This window comes from Acidobacteriota bacterium, from assembly GCA_038040445.1.
Taxonomy (GTDB): domain Bacteria; phylum Acidobacteriota; class Blastocatellia; order UBA7656; family UBA7656; genus Onstottus_A; species Onstottus_A frigus.
The window spans coordinates 1-22697 of the sequence record JBBPIG010000025.1 but is presented as its reverse complement, the minus strand read 5'-3'; the positions used below and the strand labels follow the sequence as shown (position 1 = coordinate 22697).

At 55.6% G+C, this 22697-nt stretch carries 20 protein-coding genes; 5 read left to right on the top strand and 15 right to left on the bottom strand.

Annotated features, from left to right (window positions below; translation table 11 throughout):
* Positions 1-12: 12 nt before the first annotated feature.
* From AABO57_22630 to AABO57_22620, 3 genes are all read right to left on the bottom strand, one after another.
* Positions 13-249 (bottom strand): toxin-antitoxin system HicB family antitoxin, encoded by a 237-nt coding sequence (locus tag AABO57_22630; GenBank protein ID MEK6288523.1) that lies wholly within the window; start codon positions 247-249, stop codon positions 13-15.
* Between the two features lie 110 nt (positions 250-359).
* Positions 360-605 (bottom strand): hypothetical protein, encoded by a 246-nt coding sequence (locus AABO57_22625; GenBank protein ID MEK6288522.1) that lies wholly within the window; start codon positions 603-605, stop codon positions 360-362.
* Between the two features lie 432 nt (positions 606-1037).
* A complete protein-coding gene (locus AABO57_22620; protein ID MEK6288521.1) occupies positions 1038-2711 on the bottom strand; it encodes a putative porin in 1674 nt (557 codons plus the stop codon).
* A 348-nt stretch (positions 2712-3059) separates the two neighbouring features.
* Between AABO57_22620 and lipA the strand changes: the two genes are divergently transcribed.
* Entirely contained in the window at positions 3060-4046 is a 987-nt protein-coding gene (gene lipA / locus AABO57_22615) for a lipoyl synthase (GenBank protein ID MEK6288520.1), read from the top strand.
* A 93-nt stretch (positions 4047-4139) separates the two neighbouring features.
* Here the strand turns inward: lipA and AABO57_22610 are convergent, their stop codons facing one another.
* Both AABO57_22610 and AABO57_22605 read right to left on the bottom strand, forming a co-directional pair.
* Entirely contained in the window at positions 4140-4373 is a 234-nt protein-coding gene (locus AABO57_22610; protein MEK6288519.1) for a hypothetical protein, read from the bottom strand.
* Between the two features lie 166 nt (positions 4374-4539).
* On the bottom strand, positions 4540-6759 hold the full coding sequence (locus AABO57_22605; protein ID MEK6288518.1) for a protein kinase: 2220 nt from the start codon (positions 6757-6759) through the stop codon (positions 4540-4542).
* A 361-nt stretch (positions 6760-7120) separates the two neighbouring features.
* Here AABO57_22605 and AABO57_22600 point away from each other — a divergent pair, with 361 nt between their 5' ends.
* The 4 genes from AABO57_22600 to AABO57_22585 all read left to right on the top strand — a co-directional run bounded on the left by AABO57_22600 (position 7121) and on the right by AABO57_22585 (position 11797).
* On the top strand, positions 7121-7477 hold the full coding sequence (locus tag AABO57_22600; protein ID MEK6288517.1) for a PilZ domain-containing protein: 357 nt from the start codon (positions 7121-7123) through the stop codon (positions 7475-7477).
* A gap of 226 nt (positions 7478-7703) precedes the next feature.
* Positions 7704-8966 carry an SPOR domain-containing protein gene (locus AABO57_22595; GenBank protein ID MEK6288516.1) on the top strand — a complete coding sequence of 421 codons (1263 nt, stop codon included), beginning with the start codon at positions 7704-7706 and terminating at the stop codon, positions 8964-8966.
* On the top strand, positions 8966-10318 hold the full coding sequence (locus tag AABO57_22590) for a peptidoglycan recognition family protein (protein MEK6288515.1): 1353 nt from the start codon (positions 8966-8968) through the stop codon (positions 10316-10318). The genes AABO57_22595 and AABO57_22590 overlap by 1 nt, the downstream gene beginning before the upstream one ends.
* Before the next feature lie 48 nt (positions 10319-10366).
* Positions 10367-11797, top strand: coding sequence for an HU family DNA-binding protein (locus AABO57_22585; protein ID MEK6288514.1), 1431 nt, complete (start codon positions 10367-10369; stop codon positions 11795-11797).
* A 168-nt stretch (positions 11798-11965) separates the two neighbouring features.
* On the opposite strand, the gene AABO57_22580 is transcribed toward AABO57_22585, so the two are convergent.
* From AABO57_22580 to AABO57_22535, 10 genes are all read right to left on the bottom strand, one after another.
* Positions 11966-12253: a helix-turn-helix domain-containing protein gene (locus AABO57_22580; protein ID MEK6288513.1), complete on the bottom strand. Its 288-nt coding sequence runs from the start codon at positions 12251-12253 to the stop codon at positions 11966-11968.
* 503 nt (positions 12254-12756) lie between these two features.
* Entirely contained in the window at positions 12757-13287 is a 531-nt protein-coding gene (locus AABO57_22575) for a hypothetical protein (protein ID MEK6288512.1), read from the bottom strand.
* Between the two features lie 57 nt (positions 13288-13344).
* A complete protein-coding gene (locus tag AABO57_22570; GenBank protein MEK6288511.1) occupies positions 13345-13566 on the bottom strand; it encodes an RHS repeat domain-containing protein in 222 nt (73 codons plus the stop codon).
* Positions 13567-13630: 64 nt separating this feature from the next.
* Positions 13631-14302: a hypothetical protein gene (locus AABO57_22565; protein ID MEK6288510.1), complete on the bottom strand. Its 672-nt coding sequence runs from the start codon at positions 14300-14302 to the stop codon at positions 13631-13633.
* A gap of 27 nt (positions 14303-14329) precedes the next feature.
* The gene (locus AABO57_22560) at positions 14330-17215 is read right to left on the bottom strand and encodes an RHS repeat-associated core domain-containing protein (GenBank protein ID MEK6288509.1); all 2886 of its coding nucleotides are present in this window, start codon (positions 17213-17215) and stop codon (positions 14330-14332) included.
* A gap of 81 nt (positions 17216-17296) precedes the next feature.
* Positions 17297-17716, bottom strand: coding sequence for a hypothetical protein (locus AABO57_22555; GenBank protein MEK6288508.1), 420 nt, complete (start codon positions 17714-17716; stop codon positions 17297-17299).
* An 877-nt stretch (positions 17717-18593) separates the two neighbouring features.
* Positions 18594-20171: an RHS repeat-associated core domain-containing protein gene (locus AABO57_22550; protein ID MEK6288507.1), complete on the bottom strand. Its 1578-nt coding sequence runs from the start codon at positions 20169-20171 to the stop codon at positions 18594-18596.
* 73 nt (positions 20172-20244) lie between these two features.
* On the bottom strand, positions 20245-20811 hold the full coding sequence (locus AABO57_22545) for a hypothetical protein (protein MEK6288506.1): 567 nt from the start codon (positions 20809-20811) through the stop codon (positions 20245-20247).
* A gap of 206 nt (positions 20812-21017) precedes the next feature.
* Entirely contained in the window at positions 21018-21503 is a 486-nt protein-coding gene (locus tag AABO57_22540) for a hypothetical protein (protein MEK6288505.1), read from the bottom strand.
* A gap of 52 nt (positions 21504-21555) precedes the next feature.
* On the bottom strand, positions 21556-22697 hold a 1142-nt coding region (locus tag AABO57_22535), incomplete at its 5' end, for an RHS repeat-associated core domain-containing protein (GenBank protein ID MEK6288504.1).

Genomic DNA, 22697 nt, shown 5'->3' with positions numbered 1-22697 from the left:
TCTCGATTGGAGCTAAAGCCTGTCGAAATCTTCCGGCTGTGCGTCCGGGACTTTTGACAACAGTTCTTCAAAGCGATCCAGCTTTGCCCGCCTTGCTCTCTCTTGCAGATATTCCACTGTCATAAGACTCGATAGCTTTTCGGCTATGGCCAGCACTGCGAGATGCTCCGGCGTACTCTGATCTTTCTCCGCCACTTCTTTGAGCTTGTCAAAAAGTGATTCGGGAATATTGATTGTAATTGTGCTCATTTTGCCTCTCCGATCTCCTGCATAGACTCTTTGGGAGTATCACCTTGACACCGAAATTTTCCACGCCCGCCGGGTTCAGATTGACGAAGTAAATATCACCAGAATGGGCATCAGGTTGTCTCCAACCCATCGGCTTCCGCGTAAGAAAACTCCTGCTCAATTCTGCGGAGTTCGTTTTGAATCTGAGGATCAGTAGCCATGAGAGCCATGAGAGCGAGTTCTCTGTCTACATCGTTAGACTGTTTCAGTGTGGCTTCATGAACGTGATGTACAAGTCGCTCTATCAACCACAGTTGCTCAGAGGTAGACAATTGTTTGAAGCAATCTTCGATCTGCGTTAATACCCAGTTGCTCATTATGTTGCTCCTTGTCTGAGGCCGTTCTTCATTTTATCACGTAGTCCGAGGACTACTAACTCCAGGATTGCGCCTCGAACCGGCCGGGAAGATATGATATTAATGTGGGAGCATTCTTCGTCGTAGCGTCAAAGAATTTCGTGAGATTCGAACGGCGGACCTAGTATGAAAATCTTATCGAAGATCATAGTCGCTGGCGGCCTATATACCGTCCTTCGCTTGGCAATAGAGCACCCAAGGGCCTTGTATTACTTGTTGACCAGCGCGCGTGGAGTTCTACACGACGTTGTAGTAGGCGATCTTGATATTCACATACACGACTCCAGCTTCTAGATTGGTAGATGGCAATTTCATTGGAAGGTCCCGCATCCATCACGAAACCTACTCTTAGAACCGCTTCACTAGTTCTCTGGTACACACCACAGTAGCGCGTCAAAACGAAAACGCGAGCTGTTCCTGAAACCGATACTGCCGCGGCGTGAACGCTCCGAGCGGGACGAAGAAGCTCGGGAACTGTCCGCTGTCGCGAAGCTCCCTTTGCACAAACACCAGACTCTGCAACGTCACCTTCTTCGCCAGTCCAAGCTCCCACCGGAAGTAGTGCGTGCGCAGATTCACCCCCGTGCTGGTTCCGAGATCATCGTCCGTTAACTGCGAGATGAGCGAGTTCGCTCCTTTGATCGACAACGCATACAGGAATGACATATCGCCGCGCTTTGTGGGCTTGCCAATTTGAATCGAAGCCAGCATCGCGTCGCGCTCGTTGGCATCAGTCCCGAAGTTGCGCGAGCCCTGAACATTGAAGGTAATCGGATAGGCGTGTTCGCCAAGATGGAACCCGGAATGATTAAGGCGGTAGGTGAGCCTCGCAACATGAAAATCTTCGGCAGTATAGATGGCGCCGCCTGACGTGGTGGTCGCGTTCCCCGCGCCGGTCATCGGGCCGGACAGCACCAGTCCGAGCCCGGGCTGGACGATAAAGACAAGGCCCGATGCGGTTGATGCAAGCTGAATCTGGTTTGGTTCGCGAAAGACCTGGACGTCTGCTCCGAGCTGCTGGCTCCAGCGCTCATTGAGTTTCTGGTTCCACAACAAGCCCTGGTGAAACAGATTAGCTGAGCGGCCGATCGTCCCCACCTCGGCGCCTGCGATCGCGAGCGGACTACCCGCTGTGATGACCGCAACGTTCGGGTTCGAGAACCAGTACTGACCGGCTCGCAGCTCAATGCTTGTGTTCCCTTTTCCGAACGTGAACTTCTCGTTGAATCCGTTGAAGCGAACGTCGTCATCAAACAGGAAGCGCGAGTTGTCGGCGAAGACTTCCTGGACGCGGCCGGCTTGAAGCTGGACGCTCTTGTTCGGGTGATAGTCGATCCACGCTTCATTGATGAAGAACGGGTGACGCGCGACGGTTGACGTGAAATCCTGATCCAGGGTGAGCGCATTGTTGATAGGACCGGTCGAGAGCTGTCCGTGAAAACTGAGAGCCGGAGTGATATCCGCGTCCATATTCAAACGCAGCCGGTAGCGCATTCGAGAGTTTTGGATATGCGCAAGCGGCGGGTCGGGAGACTCGGTTGCCTTTCGCAGAATCGCGTCATAGCGTAGCCGGAAATCGCCGCTTAACCGAATCGGCCCAAGCTTCAGAACTTGTTCCTCGACTTTTTGGATGCGCGCTTCGATGGGTGATGCCTGGCCCTGCGCAGGCGCCGCGGATGGGGTTGACGAATCAGTGTTGGTTGTTCTCGTACCGGTTGGCAGGGTTGCGGCCGCGGTCTCACCCAACTTCAGCGACGCGGGACTCAGAGTTGCCGAGGCAGGCTTGCCCTCTACACTATTGAGCCGCTTTTCCATCTCGGCTATCGTTCGCAGTTGACGTTCAACCAGCAGCACGAGCTGATCGAGCTTTGATTTTAGTTGTTCGACGTCGTCTTTAGTTTTGGCGACCTCTGGCAAGACGGCTTGCGTTTTTTCCTTCTGCTCGCTCGTGCCTTTCGGCCGCTGATCGCCGGTAACAGTCTGCGCATGAGCTGAGGGACTCAGCGAGAACAATGTCGCCAGAAGGAGTAGTATGTAGAGCCTGCAATGCTGTCGATCAGATTTCATCATGAACTCCTGTGAAGAATGTTTGGTAGTGCCGCCTTCAGGCGGAAGTTTATCACCGCATTGCCCGAGAGTCTGTCATACAAACTTCCGCTTGAAGGCGGGACTACGAACTCTCTATTGGAATTGCCCTTGAGCACCGCATAGTATCGCGGCGAAGTTTCGAGCTTGTTAAGACCGCGTTAACAGGTTGTGAATTTGCAGTCGTCTGCGATTGCCGTTTGGCGCGTTGTCCTTAAAGCAAAACCGCCGGGCCGCAATTGATCCCACGTTGTGAGGGTCGCGAGTCAGGCACTTGTGAGAAGCCACGCGATTGGTCATCATTAATCTGACTCATCAAGGATAGGCGCTATGGCTAAACCGAAACTCACTGGACCACGGCCGGAATGGCTCAAGGTAAGGATTCGCGCGAATGAAAGCTTCGATCGCGTGAATGATATGGTCAAGGATTTGAGCCTGCACACCGTTTGTCAGGAAGCTCGCTGCCCAAACATCTTCGAGTGCTGGAGCGAAGGCACCGCGACCTTCATGATACTCGGCGATATTTGCACTCGGCATTGCGGGTTCTGTGCGGTGGGCAAAGGAAAGCCGGCCGCGCTCGACCCGGACGAACCGCGTCACGTCGGAGAAGCGGTCCGCAGACTCGGCGTGAAACACGCCGTAGTCACCAGCGTCAATCGAGACGAATTGCCCGACGGCGGCGCGCTTCATTTCGCGCGGACGATTAGCTGGATTCGGCGTTTCAATCCCGCGACTCGGGTTGAGGTCCTGATCCCGGATTTCTGCGGCAACCATGAAGCGTTGAACATCGTGCTTGAGGCTCGGCCCGACGTGCTCAATCACAACACCGAGACCGTAGCGCGTCTATACAAGCACGTTCGTCCGGATGCGAAGTACGAGCAATCGCTCGAGCTGTTGAGAAGAGCTCAGGCGCGGAAGAGCGAGCATCCGCTGCTGACGAAGTCCGGGTTGATGGCGGGGTTAGGCGAGACCATCGGCGAGTTGCTGGAGACGTTTCGCCATATTGCCGAAACTGGCTGCGATATCTTGACTGTTGGCCAGTACCTCGCTCCAACACCCAGGCACATACCCATCGAGAAGTACTACTCACCCGATGAGTTCGCATACCTGAAGGCGGAAGCGCTCTCGATGGGATTTCGTTATGTCGAGGCTGGACCGCTGGTGCGAAGCTCGTATCACGCGGGCCGGCACACGGACGGCGCTGAAGCAGCCTCGCGCGGCTACAGCGACGATCCCATATTCTTCGCCACGCGGCCGGCCCCAATCGAGATCACGCCTCTCGTTCGGCTCAAGGGCAGGGTGCAAGCCGCCGAATAGCGGTACTTTTGTCTTGTTGTGGATTGAGCGACGTTGAGCGATAAGAGCGAGAGGGCCGGCGCGCAGTCGGCCGGCCCTGCAAAGATCGGACTATTACAACTTGCCTCGGGCGGCAGCCTTCGAAGCCTTAAGCGGATTCTTGCTGGCATCTCCGGAACGCGCGGATGAAAGCAACTTCTCGTGAGCCGCGCAATCGTGCTCTTCAGCTCTAGCCTTCCAGTATTCGTTCGCCTCGATTCCCTGAGAGAGAAAAGCGACCACGGTGAACGTGCTGGAACACTTCGGGCAGTTCAGGCGGACCGCGCGTGCTGAACCTCTTTTAGCCATGACTATTGCTCCTTTCAGAATGAATACGCCATTGACGCGAATCGCGCTTGGCACACAAAATCACAGCTTAGCAGAATCGGCTAAGGCGTACTAGGACTTTTTAGATGGTAAACGGGCCATTCCGCATGCAACGCCGAGAGTAGACGAGTGGGGAACGAAAATAGTCTTAGGGTCTCCGAAACGGGCGCTGTCTCCTGGGAGGGAATTGGGGTGCTTCGTCCATCTTCCTATCAAGGCGAATGCCGATGAAGTTTCGTCCCGCAGTGACTACGGCCGTCTGCGTGCCCAGCATTCCGCCGCGAGGCCCTAACACTGCGACGCGGATTCTGTGACCGGGCGTCAGACCACAACTCTGCCATCGGCCTTTTTCACCGGTGCGACCGCCGAGCGGACTCAACGGACCGTCGGAATCGACCAAGCCCACGCGCACGCCGGGCACCGGCTGGCCGTCGGCATCCGTGACGGTGACTAACACACACCCGTCGCGCCCGGAACTGGGTGAGGGCGGTTCCGGGTCGGGAACCGCGGAGGCAGGCGGCTTAGCTGGAACGGTGGGCTGCGGAGCTGGAACAGCCGCGGCCGGTTGTTGTGCGGATGCGTCTTTCTTCTCAGCCTTGTCCTGGGCCTTCGCCTCGTTAGCCTTCTTCTGAGCCTCAATAGCCGCGGCATCCTGCTCTGCCTTGCGACGCTCTTCGGCGGCTCTCTTTTTGTCCTCGTTTGGTTGCTGGTCGCCGGTTTGAGCGCTGGACTGCGCAACCTTAGCCGGCTCCTGAGCCGGCGGCTCTGGTACGCCTGCCGGCGCAACGGAGACCGATTCAACTTGAACGCGATGATCAGGGCCTCGCAGCACCAAGTAAGCTGCAGCGCCCAGCGCCAGTAACAGAATCACTACCGCGGCGGCTGCTATTTGTTTTCCCCGTCGAGACTGACCAGGACGACTGGTGGCAATGCCCGACACCGTCGCTTGGGTGAGCGGCAGGGTCATCGTCTTCATCGCGCCGGTATCGTCAGCCGTAACCGAAACGACGCGCGTTGCCGTCGCGCCCGAAGGCGTTGCCGCTCGAATCTCGTGCGAGCCCGGGCTGAGCCTCAAAGTGGCCCGGCCATCTTCGCCGGCGTGTGCGACCTGCTCGGACCCTATGAATAGGGCGCTGCCCGCTGGGAGGCTCTCGACTACAAGCAGGGCTGTCTTGACATCATCCGCGCCCTGGAGCTTCAAGGTTCCGAACCCCCCGGCGGCGGTGCTCTCGCCTCGCGGCATCTCTACGGTTGCGCGAGCCGAAAGGGCAACCTGCAGGTCGGTTTGGCGTCCTTCGTCGAGCGCGACGTTGATCTTGTACTCGTTGTAGCCTTCCTTCAAAACGCGGACGGTATGCAAGCCCGCGGTCAATCCATCGACCAGTATTTTTCCTCTTGTCCCCTCCGACGTACCGCGCAATACGTCGTCGACGTAAACCTCGGCAGCAGCGGGCGCAGTGCTCAAGAGAAGCCGTGAGCTGCTTGGAACCGCGGGCTGAACGTCCGTGCGGGCAACGCTGAGGCTCCTGAGGTCTTCAAGCATCTCGTCTGCGGACTGGTAACGATCTTCCAGGCGCTTTGCGGTTGCGCGCAGCGCCACGCGTTCAAGCTCGTTCGAAACGCCGAGCGGCGCAAGAGCCGGCAGCGGCTCGCTTTGATGAAGCTTACGCATCTCGAGCCAATACGCAGCAGGATCGCTGGCCTTCGATTCGAAGGGCGGTTTGCCGCTCAGCATCTCGAACAGGATTATTCCCGCCGCGTAGAGGTCCATTCGCGGGTCGTCGCCGGCGGCTCCGCTCATACGTTCGGGCGCCATGTAAGTCGGCGTGCCAAAGCCCTCGCCCGCAAGCGTCAAGCTCTCCCCTCCGACCATGCGCGCGATTCCGAAGTCGAGCACCTTTATCCTGAGCGCGCCGCCGTTACCAACAAGCCCAACAAGCCCAACCAGAATGATGTTGTCTGGCTTAAGGTCGCGATGAATTATCCCATTGCGGTGCGCGTAGCTCACAGCGTCAAGCACCTGAGTAAGTACGTCGACCGCCCTGTCAGGACGCATCGGGCCGTCTTCGTGCAGCTCGTCGCTGAGCAGCTTGCCCGAGATGAACTCCATGACCAGATAGTAAGAACCGTTGTCTTCGCCGAAGGTGTACAGACGCGGCAGATTCGGATGGTCAAGCCGGGCCATTGCGACGGCTTCCTGAAAGAAGCGCTGCTTGATTACTTGATTGCGCGTGTGTTTCTTGTGGAGCTCTTTGATAGCGACCACGCGGCCGGGTGTGTTGACGTCTTCTGCCTTAAACACCGATCCGAACCCGCCGCTGCCGACGTAGTCGGTGATCTGATAGTTCCCAATGCGTCTATTGCTCATAGTCGCGCTCCGCCTTGAGGGCGGTATTTGTTAACAGGCTTCCAATCAGGAGGGCGTCATTGCTGCGCTTGCAGCGGTATTCTCACACAGGGCCCCACCTCAGTCAATGCACTCATCCTTCAACATCTTAGACTTCGCGGAGGCAATCAAAGCTAGAATAAATTCGCCGCGGCACGCCGGCCGCTAGTTAGCTGGGCCTTGTCAAGCAGACTCAAGCTGTGTAAAGGTTAGGAGCACCCCGAAGGGCCCGCTGCGTTGCAGCCCGCGAAAGCCGGCTAGCAACAAGCCTCCACGGACGTTTGATCTTAAGCCAGGCGCGGTGTTCCTCACCCCCATCAGACACAAGCGCTCAAGGAGTGATATGAGAAGTTCTGCTCAACTGGAACGACGGCGTTTCGAGCGTGCCCCCATAACAACCCAGGTTGAATTTGAACTCACAAACAGCAGCAGCGGTCCGTCTCGCATCAGAAAACACATGGCGAACATCAGCACTGGCGGTTTGTTCATAAGCACCGAAGAGCCCATTCGCGCGGGTACGCGAATGGTCGTCCGCTTCGAACTGCCCGGCAACAAGCATAGAGTCATAGCAGTGTCGCGAGTGGCCTATGTCAGAAAAGGAACCGGGCTCGGGGTCGAATTCTTGAGCCTGGACGAAGAGGACCGCGAGGAGATCGAGGCATTCATCGCTACCTTGAAAACCGCGTCTCGTGTTTCATGAGTTCCGATTCACGGCCGGGGAGGATTCACTCCCCAATCGAGTCACTGTTCGCCCCCAAAAATAAACTCTTGTAAAGGCATGGGGCGTATGCAATAATCGGCTCGCTTCGAGCTTCTGCCCCACGATTGAAACGCCCCCAACACCCGGCTTTATCGCTGATCCCACCGCCCCCAAAGGGTCCGAAGCCGGAAAGTCCAGTTCTCAAACTTGAAACCTGAAGTTCCGTATGCAGTTCGAAATGGCACACCCATCCTGTCCGTTGTGTAAGCGACCTCTGTCGGCCGGCCCAGTCGGGCTCGCGCCTGACACGAGGCTGTGTGACCAGTGCCAGACCATCGTTCAAACAGCTTTTTCCGGAACGCACTCGCGGATTGCACCTCAAGGGAGGCCCGTTCAGAACAACGGAGCAAGCGCCCTGGTTCAGCAGGGCGCGTCTGCGCTGGATTGCCCGCAGATTGACTCGTCGGTATTCGTCGAGGACCGCTTAGGCGTCGTCGAGTCGTTTGATCAGGAAGCTGAATCCGCCGGCACCTTCGAGCTGTACGATGAGTCGAATCCGGAGCCGGACTCCCGCGAAAACGAGGATGTTGATGACGGCACGCGCACGCTAACAGCGGACTTACCTGATTTGCCTGAAAACGGATCGCTCGAGCCTCGAACCGCGGCATCGATTGGCGGCTTTGAGGCTAAGCCCGCGGACGCCGAGTACACCCGTGTGGACGACTCGCTACCTCACGACGAACCTCGCACTTTCGTCGAACACGCGGCGAGTTCACCTGCCGCACAAGTGAGTCTCTTTGATGATCAAAGCAATGAGCCGCACACGAGCGAGGAGACTTCTGTCGATCCCTGGGAGAATCCGCTTCCTGCGTGGGATTACTCTCACAACGAATGGCCAGTGCTGATGAGGCCGGGCCATCGAACATCATTCAGAAAGTTGAGAGCTTCGCTCGCGGTGCTGATGGTATTGGCTTTCGCGGCCGGATTCTATTTTCTTATGCGTCCGACATCTTCTGCAGAGCAACGCACAGCCGCGCCGGTTGACTCTGCTGTGCTGACAGGCGAGCCGGCCGCCGCCGAACCTCAGCCTTCCGCCGCAAACTCCGAGGAATCAGTCGCTCAGCCTGGGGCGTCATTGTCTTCTTCGGACGCACCCGCAAGCGCGGACTTGAAGCCCGCTCAAACGGCTGCTGCTGAGCAGGCGGGTTCAGGCGATAACGGAAACTCCCAGGGCAGATTCTCACTGCAAGCTGCGGCATTTCCAACTCAAGCGGCGGCAGAGGAATTCGCAGAGAAGTTGAGACACGCCGGCGTGCCGTCTTACGTAGTCGGTACAGACCTGGCGCGGCGTGGCAGATGGTTCCGAGTTCGCATAGGCCGATTCAACGCCGCCGACGAAGCGCAGAGATTTGCTGCTGAAGCGCAACTGCGGGCCAAAGCCGCCGGGATGTCACTACAACTAATAGCGTGTCAGTACGAACAGCCCTGATGAAGCAGTCTGAGGATTCTAGAGCGATGCAGGACTTTCATCCGCAGAATCTCAGATACGCAAGACTCATCGATCGTTACTCGAGATACCTCGAGTCGCCGGTTCTGCGGCTGAAGTTTCTCAACAGCGCGCTGAAGGTCGATCGGCCACGCAGCCCGTGGGAGAAGTTACCGCTCGTAGGATCGCTTCCGGATCGCGCAATGATTATCTTGGAGCTATCAAAAGTGCTACCGCTCGATCAACCGGCGCCGCTGGGGATAAGGTTGGCGTCGCTGCTGTATCGCATTCGATATGCGCTTTACGCCTTGTGCGCCGGTCTCGTGCTTTTCGCCGGGGTGAGCCTGGTTTATGCCGTGTCCAGGATCGTGAGCAGCCTGTCGGTTTCGACCGAGGCGAAGGATATCTCCGCGAACAACCAACCTGCGGTTGCCGGGTCGAACGGAGGCGAGGCGGTTGCCGCGATTGCTTCCGGAGCGGGGCTGACGCTCGATAAGGTCTGGCTCGCCGAACAAGGCGACGGCTACGAGTTCTACAGCAACGGCGCGCGAGTGCTGACCGAGTTCGAGATAATAGGCATGAAGCGCAGCTTCTATCGATTTGACCTTGGGGCGTTAACGGACGGTTCGGGGCAAGGCGAGATACTTTCGCTTCCTGTTGGAATTGTTTATCACGTGTCCGAAAGCGACCTGCTGCCATTCGCCGATCGTTACAACTCGTCGCTGAAGAATCAGTCACGCGCGCTGCTTGAATACGCACACGAACACCGCCTGTACAACTACGTGATCGACAGGTTCGGCCGGACTTACAGAATCGTGCGCGACGAGTTTGCGGCTAGTCATGCCGGCAATTCGTTGTGGAGCGACGGTCGCGGCGTTTATGTAAACCTGAGCGCGAGCTTCGTTGGCATCTGTTTCGAAGGGCGCGGAGCGGCGATGGGGGCCGATGGGATCAACGAAGCACAGATCTATGCCGCGCGAGTGCTTACGGCAGTGCTGCGTTCCAAGTACGGAATCGAGGACGCCAACTGTGTGACCCACGGATTGGTGAGCGTAAATCCGTCAAACCGCCTGATGGGATATCACACCGACTGGGTGTCGGAGTTCCCGTTTGAGGCACTCGGCCTGAGCAACAAGTACGAGACGGAGTTGACAGCCATTTCGCGGCTTGGATTCGGCTACGACCAGGCTTACGTCGCGGCGGCGGGCGGCAAATGGCCTGGGTTGGAAAGGGCCGAAACCGCGCTGCGCGATGCCGCCGAAAGGAGCGGCTCCACCGTTGAAGGAGAGCGGCGCTCGCTCGCGAAAGTTTTCGGGCGGGTGTATTCGAAGCAACGCGCGCTGGAGAAGGAGTAAGCAGTGAAGCGTGATGCGTGAAGCGTGATGCGTGACCGGAACGAGTCTATGAGTGATCGAATCACGAATCACGCATCACGCATCACGAATCACGCATCACGCATCACGCATCACGGATCGGATATGAACAAGACCGACCTAATAGAAGAAGCGGCGAAGCGAAGCGGATTGACGCGGCGACAAGCGGCGCGGGGCGTAGAAGCGGCGCTCGGGCTGCTCAAGCGTGAGCTTGCCGACACCAGCGTCATTCACATACGCGGTCTGGGCCGTTTGAAGTTAACACCGAAACGGCGTGGATTCCTGCCTGCCGTTGCTGGTGGCTCCCCGATGCCGATACCCGCAGGCCAGGCCGTCAGATTGAAAGCAACACGCAGGGCTGTTGCTAGCCTTAACACCGAGCCCCTCAAGCTCATCAACAAGAATAACTTTGGAGGCAACATGGATAAGAAGCAAGAAAGGGAAACCAATGATAGCCATACGACTGCAGCCGAGGGCGCGGCCCTGGGTCTGGACGTTGGGACGAGCCGGCTGGTGTTGGCCAGCGGCACCGCTGACCGTGTCAAAGCCAAGGCCGAGCTGAACGCGTTCATCGCTGTTCCTTACTCGAAGTTCACCGAGAACATTTTGAAGCAGAACAAGGTGAGCTATCAGTTGAACGGTGGATCGACGCTGCAAGTCTACGGCAATGAGGCGGCGCGCTTTGCGAACGTCTTCAACACCGAAGTGCGCCGGCCGATGAATGGCGGCACGCTCAACCCGGCCGAAGAATACTCGATGTCGGTGATGCAGGCGATCATCCAGCAACTGGTGCGCAAGACCAAGAACAACGAGACGATGCGATTCAGCGTGCCCGGCGCGCTGCGCAACGAGGGCTCGCCCAATGTTGTCTACCACGAGGCGATGCTGCGCGACCTGCTCAACTCGATGGGATACGACGCGAAGGGCATCAACGAAGGGCTCGCCGTTGTATTCGCAGAGCTGGAAAAAGAAAACTTCAGCGGCATCGGCGTAAGCTGCGGCGGCGGAATGTGCAACGTCGCGCTAGCGTTCATGTCGATTCCTGTGATGACCTTCGGCATGAACAAGGCAGGCGACTACATCGACCGCAACGTAGGAGCCGTGACCGGAGAGTTGCCGACCAGGATCCGGCTCATCAAGGAAGAGAGCCTCGACCTGTCACGCGCGCCGCAGAACAAATACGAGAGCGCGCTCCATATTTACTACGACGACGTGATCCTGTCGCTGGTCGAGACGCTCCGCAGCGCGCTTGCCGAACAAAAGAACCTGCCGAGGATCGACAAGCCGATGCCGATCGTGCTGAGCGGCGGCACTGCCAGGCCCAAGGGATTCCTCGACAAGTTCCGGCAGGCGATTGAGCGCGACGGATTCCCGCTCGAGATATCCGAGATACGAATGGCCGAGGACCCGCTTACCGCCACCGCTCGCGGCTGTCTGATCGCCGCGATGTACGACGCGTAGTGCGAGTTCGTGCGCACCGGCCAACTTCGGCGGGCGCTATCTGCGTGTCTATGCGACTGGCGCGAAGAGCATTCGCGTTCGTTCGCGTAGATGCGTGGGTAGCGCCTGTGTACTTCGTTGTCTTCCGCGTTTAATACCTCATCGCCGAATCAAAGGGCTCGTATTCTCTCATGTGTTTGGTTCTTGCAAGTACTGGTGCAGAGAAACGCGCCTGACTCGATAGTTCTTGCCGATTCGGATGGCGGGCAGGGCGCCGCTGTCGATCCAAACCTGAATTGTGCGCTGCGATAAGCCGGCGATTTCTGCCGCGCGGGCGGTGCTGACAAACTGTTCTTCTCGCTGTTTGCCTGGTGTGGCCAGGTACAGGTCTAGCAACTCAGTGACGGTGAAAGCCGGCGACTGAGCCTGAACCAAGGCCCGCTGCACCATTGTTAGTCGAATCCTGGGTGTTGACATTGTGCCCTCCGAGGATTGGTTTTGCTTCTCGCATCAAGCGGCGCAGCGATGCCAATGCCATGCAATGGCCTTGCCGTCGTTGATGCGATTAGATGTCCGGGCTGGAACCGAGGGGGTCATCTCAACATGGGTTGTGAATCTCCCTCACTGATGGAGGACGGAAAAAGCGAGCACACTAATGCTAATAATATTCAGGCCGCGAAAATAAAATCGAGGAGCGGAAGTGAGAGAACTCCGACCGCGGGAGGGTCGCCGAAGATGCGGCTTTTGTCGTGCGCGCCCACTAAGACCGGAAAGAAGTGTTTGACCCGCGCGGTAACCCCACGGCCTGTGTTGAGAGGAGTTGTCTAACCGAACGGAGCGTCGGAGCAATGGGCTTAATGTTGGTCGAAGCCGACGCACCGATCTGGTGGAAACTTGGTTTTGACAAGAGACGTTCTTTCTCCGCCCCCATACACTAAACTAAAGAGCGGTTCGTGTCTCACTATCATTGGCACAGAGGGCTACGGGTTGTTACCTAGGCCAATTACAAACGAGTCGATAATGCCATGATCGGAAAAATACAAAACGATGAAATTACCTGGCTCTCCATGTATCCAGTAGTCGTCTGTAGGAAAGATCGGTTTGAGGGCATCGCTGAAATAGAGATCCACGGGCCCCGCGCTTGCGTTATAGGTTCGAATCAACCTGGAGTCCTGTGGTATGAGCTTCTGAGATTCTTTACGCGCCTCTTCGAGAGTGACGCCCGCAGGATCATCATAGCTTCTTTTTATGTACGCAGCGCCGCGACCCATGAAATTTATTATGAACTGGCCGGGCTCGTCTTTGTAGTAGCTGTATCCTGAATCCTGATTTGTAGTATGTCCGTGCAACCGCTCCCATTCCGTTCTACTGAGTCCGAGGCCTCCGGATTTGATGCTTGGACCACTTTGGACTCTAGACTGACACGCCCCTGCCATCAAAATGATGAGAGCTGTGCCCGCTAAAAACCATCTCCGGTGGATGATACTGACCTTGGCGGGAAAGGAATTCATCCTCTTACTCCTTACAGAACCGACCGAAATGAATCACGTCACTCGCACACGAATTTTCTAGTGTACTGACCCACAATCCTTGTAGGTGGAGCTGACCGCGCCGCCTTCGGGCGTCGTTTGACTCGTCATCCTGCCGAGCGAGTCATAGGCAAAGCTTCGGGTCTGCCCACCTTGATTGACGCTCCAGTTGTTTGCATCGTAGAAGTAGCTCGCTTCGTTCCCCGTACCCGCGTCCACCTTGGCGATTCTGTTCTCCGCGTCATGTTGATAGTTGTGCACTCCTCTGTGGCTTGATCACGGGGAAGAGCGCAGCGGGAAGGAAGTGGGTACGGAGCGTGTGAGGTTATTCAGTTTGTTGTTCCTCCGCACCGGAGCACATCTTTCTCGCGCGGAGATACCAGTACGCTGCTTCGTCGAGTTCCGGGTTGAGACACCACGCCCTGTACCAGTGCTCAGCGGACTTCTCGTATTTTTTTTCCCTCCAGTCGAGCAGCGCCAAGACGTGGTGGTGGTCGGCTAAATCCTTAATCATCCATCGCGCTAGCCTGTAGTACCATCGTTCTTCCATCTTCTTCACGACGTAGAAGGCATAGCGATTAGCAGCTACTTCTTCGTACTCTCTGTGCTCAAGGTTTTCTCCATTCTTGAAAACGTAGCCCCTCGTAGCGACTAGATGATGGGCCACCTCATGCGCCAAAGAGTGTGCGATCAAGAGCGTAGGTACGGTCGTCCACCAGTAAATAAAAGGCACTAGACGGTAGATGTCGCCGAGATTAAGCGTGATGCACGATACGGTATTCCTATTCTCTGGAGAATAGATTCCATAGATATGATGACCCTCTTTCCAGGCATACTTGTAAAACTCATCCGATTCTTCATTGGGCTCCGGCAGGGCATCCAATAGCCGAACGCAGTATAAGCCTTCCAAGTCAGATGCATTGATCCATCCTAGGCTCCGTCGAAGATGCCAGAGCGCGCCCCTCGGTGGATTGTGGCATTGATTGATTATCTCCACGTCAGATTGAACCTCTTCGGAACCCAGTTAGTAAACGGTGTTCTCCGAAACTCTTCCACATCCGCAGTACCTTCGGTCAACTATACATGGGTTTACCACAACGACCCCAAAACCTTCTCCCGCCCCCCTTACGGCAGCGTTGAAAACAGCACCAAACAGTCTTCCGGCCTGCCCTAACGCAAACCTCACCTTCCATCCGATCGAAGGATCCCGCGGGATCATAGGGTCGGTAGGACTAACTCTAGGGCTCCCCCCTGGATTTGAGGGTGTCCCCGTTACAGGGTTTCCGACAGGGGGCTTTGGCAACTCAGGCCCTTGTGGGACACGCGGCGAGAGCGTCTCTGGCGGATTCATGCGCGACCAGGGGTATTCACCCGCAGGCGGTCGCCACGACCTGGGATCGAGCGGGCACGCAACTGGTGGTTGCGGATGTTCGGGTTTCTCTGGTCGCTCGGGTCTGTCTGGTGGAGGGGTGGGTCTTGGGCGGGTAATCGGGATTAGAAAATCTCGCGGGCGACAGTCTACTGTGAGAGAACCATTGTCTTCCGTGCAGACCAAACAGCCTGGGTTCTTTAATGATGGTTGACAGACTCTGACAAGCCCCAACGGGTCCACGAAGTTTATCGGATCATTCTGCACATACGCATAACGGTTGGAACTCTGCGGATTGCCGACTGATCCCGGAATCGCATCAGGACGCATAAACCTACCGGTACTTTGCGAATACTGCCTATTCACCGCGTAGTCCGTTCCGCTCTCGTCGTCTCGCTCATAAGTTGTGAACCGATGCTTCTCAGTCTCACCAACCACTCCGGCATCTTCGCCAAACGGAAGATTATCCATCGCGCCTTTGACTACGCCGCTGCCATCGGTGATCATCCGATTAGATAGTCGATCCGGATGATAGAACCGCGTGCCTCCCGCTCCAGCCGGAGCGTCGCCGTACTCAGCAATTACTTTGCTCCCTTCCCAGACGTAATGGGTCGTATGTCCTGCGGCGACTTTCTTCACCCTGCGGTTCGCCGAATCATAGGAATAGGTCCCCGTGCTTCCGCTGTCCACCTTCACGATTCGACTCTCAGCGTCGTAACTGAAGCTGTGCACCGCGTCATAGGTCACATCGCCTGCCGCATCGTACTGGTAGCTCGGTCCGCTGTTCACACTCGCTATTCGATTGTTCGTCACTCCTCCACCTGGTTGCTGCAACATCACACTCTGCGAGGCCCCGCCGCTCACAGCAGTGCGGTTGCCCCAACGATCATATGTATAGGTCCGCTGGGAGTAGAATCCGCTTGCCTGAGTCAGGCGCGCGACCTGGTCGTAGTTATAGCTCTCGTTTCGCTGCTGCGCGTTGATCTGGCTACTGGTTATGTCCATCAATTGGCCGGTATTCGCCTGACCGCTTCCCACTCCTCCGCTGCGGCTCTTATCCGCCACGTAGTTGTAGGTCAGGCTCATCAGCGTGTTCCCGCCTTTGGTCGCAGTCTGAGACGTGAGCTGCAGCCGGTCCGCTGAGTATCCGTAGTTTTCGGTCACCCCATTCTTAAGGCTGATGCTTGAGACTTGCTGAGATGGTTGATAGCCGACACTCGAGACATACTTGTCTGCAATGCTTCCTTCGCCGACTGTATTCAATCTGCCCCGGTTGTCGAACCCATACTTCACCACCTTGGTTGATGGATAAGTCATCTGTGTCAACTGCCCCGCCTGATTATACGCGTATCCGGTCGTGTAAGAATACGCCTGACTATCGAACGAGACGGTCTTACTCGACAGCCGCGACAGCCCGTCATACACATAGCTCTCCTTCCAGGGAACATCACTCTGACTGAAGCTCTGCTTCACCTCGTCGACCTGTCCGTTCTTCGGTGCAACAGCGCCATATGTGATATTGACCGTGGCTGTCGCCTGCACGTTGTCGGGGTTCGGGCTCGGCAGTGTGTAGCCGACCTGATAGAGCCTGTTCAGTCCGTCGTAGCTGTAGGTGCTGATGACGCGGCGCGCATCCTCTCGCGTGGCAATCGCGTTGAAGCTCGTGTAGGTGTAGTGGGCGCTCCAATTTGTTGTGAGATTGTTTTCGGTGACGGCGATAGGCGCGTCCTGTTCGGGCGTCCGCTCGTAGGTCATCCTCGAAAGGGGGTCGTACTTGAATGCGCGCGTCTGTCCGCCTTGATCGACCGAAATGAGATTGTCGTTCAGATCGTAGCCATAGGCCGTGTTCCAATTGAGCTGTTTGGAATTGTCCATCTCGGTGACTTTGATCGTCCGGCCGAGTCCGTCCGCTTCGCTTCGCTTCTGACGCCCAACCTGATCGGTCACCGTTGTCAGCGCGCCGTTGTAGCTGGTAGTCACGGTATTCGCGTCGGGGAGCGTAACGGTCAGCACTCGACCCAGACTGTCATAGGCATAAACAGTCGCATTGGGCAGTCCCGTCGTGCTTCCATCCGAGTTTGTGGTGTTGTAGGGATTGGTGCTCTTTCTCACTCTGCCAAGATCATCATAGATGCTCTTGACCGCATCGAAGCTGGTTATGGCCGGTCCCACTGCTGACCCCGCTCTGATTGTCCGGCCCCCTCCGTCCAGCCATTGATTGCTTATTTGCACCCTCTGGGTCGCGCCATCGGAGTAGGTGAACTTGCTTTGATAAACGAGCGTGTCCGCACTGCTCGGGCCATTCTGATCGTTGGCGAAGAAGGTCTCGAGGGTTGGGTTAGCATTCGTATCGCTGGCGAGCTTCGGATAGGTCACCTTCTTCACGCGCACCGCTGCGTCCGGCATGTAACTTATCATGAGCCCGTTTGGGTCAGTCTGAGAGTTGAGGAAGCCGGTGTTGAAATCATAGCTGTACTGGCTCTGAAGATTGGGTCCCGTCGTCGGTCCATCGGTGGCCGAAAAAGGCACTGACCAGTACATGGCAGAAGTGCCTGGACTCGACAAGGGCGCATCTCTGAATTCGAAGCTCTTCAGCGATCCCCGGTTAAGAACGAGGCGTAGTCAGCCAAGGCTCTGCGCCCAACTCTTGAAGAATGCCTCCTGCTCTTCAACCGACGAGGGTACAACATCCGGCCCGACCTCGAAGATTGAAACTAGGTCTTCCAGCCTGGCTGCTCTGCCAATCGTTAGTCGGTAAGCCTTCCATCCCGATCCCATGTCTTGACTCATTGGTGAGGGGTACACATTCTTGCTGCCACCGTAGCAATTGAGGACCATGCCCTCCTTTTCGAGTTCTCGTCTTATTGAACGCATTGCTGAAAAGAAGTCACCGTCCACTACACTAATCTCTTTCCCTCTAAATGTGAGAGAAAGCTTCACCCTCTCCTTTTCGTCAGGGTCTTCTTCCCATAGCTTGAACTCTCCGTCAGCGATATTTCCGCTAGGCAATATCACACCAACTTGCTTAACCTCAAAAGACATTGGCATCTCTCTCTCCTTGAAAAACAAATCTGCCCGGGTCACTTCTTACAAGGAACAAATTCGTCGGTAATCTTACCTCCTCGCACTATGAAAGCACCTACCACCTCGTGTGGATATACACCGCCTGGTATGGCTACGATTTGCTGTTCCGGAAATGGCGATCGCGATCCCAGGACTTGGTTTACATCTATCCCCCTCGTGGAATTAATGGCATATACGAAACCATTGTTCTGGACGAACCCTCAGACGCGAGAGTTGCATTGACAGGATCGTTATGTATATCGATTGAGCTCTGAGGATCAGCAATGCTCCCAGGAACAGGGTCAGAACGAAGTAGCTGCTCAACTGCGCCGTTCGAAAACACGTGTTCCAACTAGTTGGAACAGTCAACCCGAACCCATTTGTCATCATGCAATTCGAAGCAAGGCCCCTTGACTTTAGTCGGCCTACCGTCTCTTAGCTCAAAGTATCCACTGGCATGCGGTGCATTTATTGTTACAAGTCGGTAGGAATACCTCTTCTCTGTCAACAAAGGTACGGGGGCCGAGCCATTGCTAGGGATCATTTGCTTGTAGCCACTCGGTACAAGACCGTATCTAACCTCATGCAACTTGCTCACGCGCTCTCCGTCATCTTCCTGTGGAATTATCTTCCATATAGCATTCGTCGTGTTCTGGGAGTGCCCGTCCTCCTCGTGCTCTGGCCCATAGATCGTGAGTTCAGTCAAGCGACCGCTACCCGACACGATGAGAACAAGCGAGGGTTCTTCCGCGAGTTCCACAGTGGTCCGTTGTTCGCAACTCGAAAACGTCAGAAGAATTAGCAACAAGAGCGCCGACTTCCACATCTCACCGACCTCCCCTTTCAACTATCGGAATCACCGGAATAGGAAATCCCCGAAGTGACGAAGTAGGTGATAAACACTATAGTTTGGATTGTAGCGATCCCCGTGGAAGTCCGTAATCCAGCTCATGAGTGAATTGCCTCCAAACATAGTGGGTATCCCCGTTTTGTAACTATAGCCTATTACTTCTCTCTTGGGGTAAGCGAGCTTGAAGTGAAAACCTGGGGAACTATAGTCACGGAACTCCATTCCTCCGGGATGATCAAAAGGATTATTCGCAAGTAACCCAAAGTAATAATGCTGCTTGAGCACTTTTACGATTTGCTCAAAACTGGCGTGAACCTCAAGCCCGAGCTCCCCATTAGAACCTTTCGTTAGTTTTGAATCAATATTGTCACCCCACAAGTGATTTTTGAGGCGTCTTATGTTCTTCAGGGTATCGTCCCACCCTCCATTTTGCGCAAGAAGAATCGGTTGAAATATTACGAGTTCAAGGGACGGATTCGACGCCATAAGAGCCCAAACGGTTTCCCAATCCCCTTCCTGTAGTGCGCGGTTGGCTGCTATAGCATCGTAGGTATTCTGCAGCCTTGTATCCCATTGCCCATCGAAAAATTCGCTCAGACTACCCCACTGTGTTCCAAAGCCTGGCAGGTCCACTATCCGTTCCCCCCAGAATGCATAGTCTGCTCCGTCTGACCCACCACCCCTACCTAGGAACGTTCCCCTGTATAGCCCCCACACTGACTCTAATCCTAGCGGATCCGTAGAGTTTATCGGGTCGTTGTTCACATATGAGTATCGGTTCAAACTTTGCGGAGTGCTCACCGAGCCCGTGACCGGATCCGGGCGACTGAATCTACCTGTGTTCTGTGAGTATTGTCTGTTTATCGCGTAATCGATGCCCGTCTCGTTGTCTCTTTCATAGCTTGTGAAGCGGTGCTTCTCTATCTGGCCTGTTGACGTGCCAGAGTCTTCTCCAAACGGTAGATGATCCTGCGTCCCCTTCATAACGCCGTTACTGTCAGTGGTCATCCTCGTTGATAATTTATCGGCCAAGTAGTAGCTCACGCCTCCTCCACCCGCCGCAACGTTGCCGTACTCAGCAATTACCTGACTGCCTTCCCAGATGTAATACGTTGTCGTGATTCCTTGCTGTTTCTTAACTCTGTGATTTGCACCGTCATAGGAGTAGCTTGCCGCTCCGCCGTCTACTCCGGCGATCCTTCCTTCCGCATCGTAGCTGTAGCTGTGCGCGCCATCACTGTTGAGATTTCCCGATGAGTCGTACGCGTAGCCTACGCCATTGACGCTGGTGATTCTGTTATTCGGTACACCCGCCGGTGCACCTGGCTGCTGCTGCAGAACGATGTTCTGGGTTGAGCCGCCGCTCACGCCAGTCCGATTCCCCCAGCGGTCGTAGCTATAGTTGCGTTGTGCATAGAACCCGCTCGCGCTCGCAAGCCTCCCTAAGTCGTCATAGGTGTAGCTCTCACCGCGGCCCGCGCCGTTTATCGTGCCGGTGATGCTCATCAGTTGACCGCTGTTGCCCGCCGTCGTGCCCGCTCCCGATGCTCCCGCTGCTGCCTGATATCCATAGGTCAGGCTCATCAAATTAGTCCCGCTGCTGTTCACCGCGCTTTGAGTAGTCATCTGCAAACGGTTGGCGCTATAGCCATATGTTTCAGTGATGGCATTGCTTGCCCCGATCTCGCCGATCCCTATGCTCGTCACTTGTGCTGCCGCGTTGTACGCAACCGACCTTTAGGTACTTGGCGAGTACGTTGCCTACCGCGTCTACCTTGTCTTCTCCGCTCAGACGTCCGCGTGAATCGTGGTTCATGCTCACCCGCTTGCCTGAAGGATAGACCATCAACGTGATCTGACCCGCTTGATTGTATTGATACTGAGTCTGGTAGCTGTTCACTGTATCTATAGTTCGAGTCTTGCTCGTCGTCCTGCCGAGCGAGTCGTAAAGATAAGTCTCAAACCCTGCCCCATCGTCAACGCGGCTGACTTGTCCGTTGCCCAAAGTCGCTGTGTTATAGGCTACTACCACATCCGCCGTGGCGGCGACCCCGCTGGGCAATGCTGGCCTGCTCACAGTCGGGTCATCGGACCCGCCTGCTCCCGTGTACCAAACCTGAGTCAGCCGATTCAGCGAGTCGTACTTGTAGTGGGTCTCAACGCTGCGAGCGTCCGTGCGTTTCTTCACCGCTCGAACCGCTTGCTGGAGGTCGAACGGCGTCATTCCAAGACCTGCAGGGGTCATCAGGAGGGGTCAGGCTTGAGTTCATTGACATTCCATCCACTTGCATTCACCTTAAGCACGTTCCGTAGCAATCTCATCTCCGAAGGCTCCGACCCGCGCACGCGCGCTACCTCAACTCTCTTCGTCATGATGCCGGGAAGTCTATCGTCGCAGATCAAATGTCAACGAACTCAAGCCTGACCCTCCTAACGCTGTTTGATTTCTTGATCGGTTCCTGGCGCTGTCGTGGCGCCTTTTTCCTGATGCTGAATTACCGGCTCTGCCATACCATCCCTGATGACAAACCTTGCACCCACCAGGGATGTAACATAAACCATGTAATATTCCCCCTCGATCAGCGGTTTCGCCTGTATCGTCGCTTTCATTCCCATTGGGACTACGCCATAGGTGATCGGGATTTGATTGTCGTGTTCCCCTTCTATCATCCAACTAGTATTTTCCTTATCCGCCAAGAGCCTATCTAAGAATATACCCTTATGCGCCTGGTCGCCCTTAAGGTGGTAAACGAGCAGCCCGTCTACGGCTGTTCCGCGAGAGAATGTAAACGTCGGCGGGTTCGCGGGCTCGACGCGAACTTCAGGTTGAACATGGCAACTCTGGAAAGCAAGTAACATTAACAATGGAACTGCCAGTCTCAGCCGGGCGTACCTCGAAAGAATTAAAAAGGCCATTTACAGACTCTCCTTGTTCTTTTTGCGATCCTCTAAAGTCTCGGAGTTTCCTCTATCGCTTTGGATGAAAGTACCAGGGAATGTAATCGCGCCAATGGTCTCGGGGATTCGTGAGGTCTCTGTGGGCTGTTATCCACGGCGGCGTCAAGTCTGGCCTGAATCCCCACTCCGTATATTGAAGCACCCCACCCCGGTTGAAACTGTATCTCGTTACTTCTCCATAGGGGTATCCAACAGTAATATGGGACCACGGTGCTTTATTTGCTGCATAATCGGTTCCGCCTTTGTGTGTCGGCAGGGGATCCCAAAAATAGCTCAAGCCGATAGACTCCAGTTTGTCTATTACCTCGGTGTAGCTCATATGAACATCGATTATGTAGGTAATGTTGGTAGTCGGTTCCACCCAGATTCTACCTCCGAGCGCCTTAGCAATCGGTGTTAGCGCTTCAACCGTCAGGTCCCAAGCTTTATTTCTTACCTGTACCCCTAGCACGCCAGTGCTAACCAGGACAAGGGTTGGGTTGGCGGCCATTAGGGCTGCAGCTATTTCGGGATGACCATGGTTCAATGCGTAGGTTGCCGCTAACGCGTCATAAGTGTTCTGTAGCCTCGCATTCCACTGTCCCTCGTAAAACTCGCTCAGGCTGCCCCACATTGTCCCGAAGCCTGGCAAGTCCGCGATCCGGTCTCCCCAGAATGCATAGTCTGCTCCACCGCCAAAGCCACCCCCTCCGACACCTAAGTATGTTCCCCGGTATAACGTCCACACCGCTTCCGCGGCTAAGCCAACCGGGTCTATTGAATTTGTCGGGTCATTGTTCACGTACGAGTACCGATTCAAACTTTGTGGGCTGCTAATCGAACCGTTGAGCGGATCAGGGCGCATGAATCTTCCATTTGTCATCTGATATTGCCGATTAACCGAATAGTCAGTGCCGCTCTCACTGTCCCTTTCATAGTTTGTGAAGCGATGCTTCTCACTCGTTCCACTTGTGCCACCCTCCTCTCCGAACGGAAGATGATCCTGCGTGCCTTTGAAGGCTCCATTGGTATCAGTCGTCATTCGGGTCGACAGCCTATCCGCAAGATAGTAGCTCGAACCCCCTGTTCCTGCTGGTGCGTTGCTGTACTCTGCTATCACCTGCGCGCCTTCCCACACGTAGTAGGTCGTGAACCCGCCGAATGTCTTTTTCA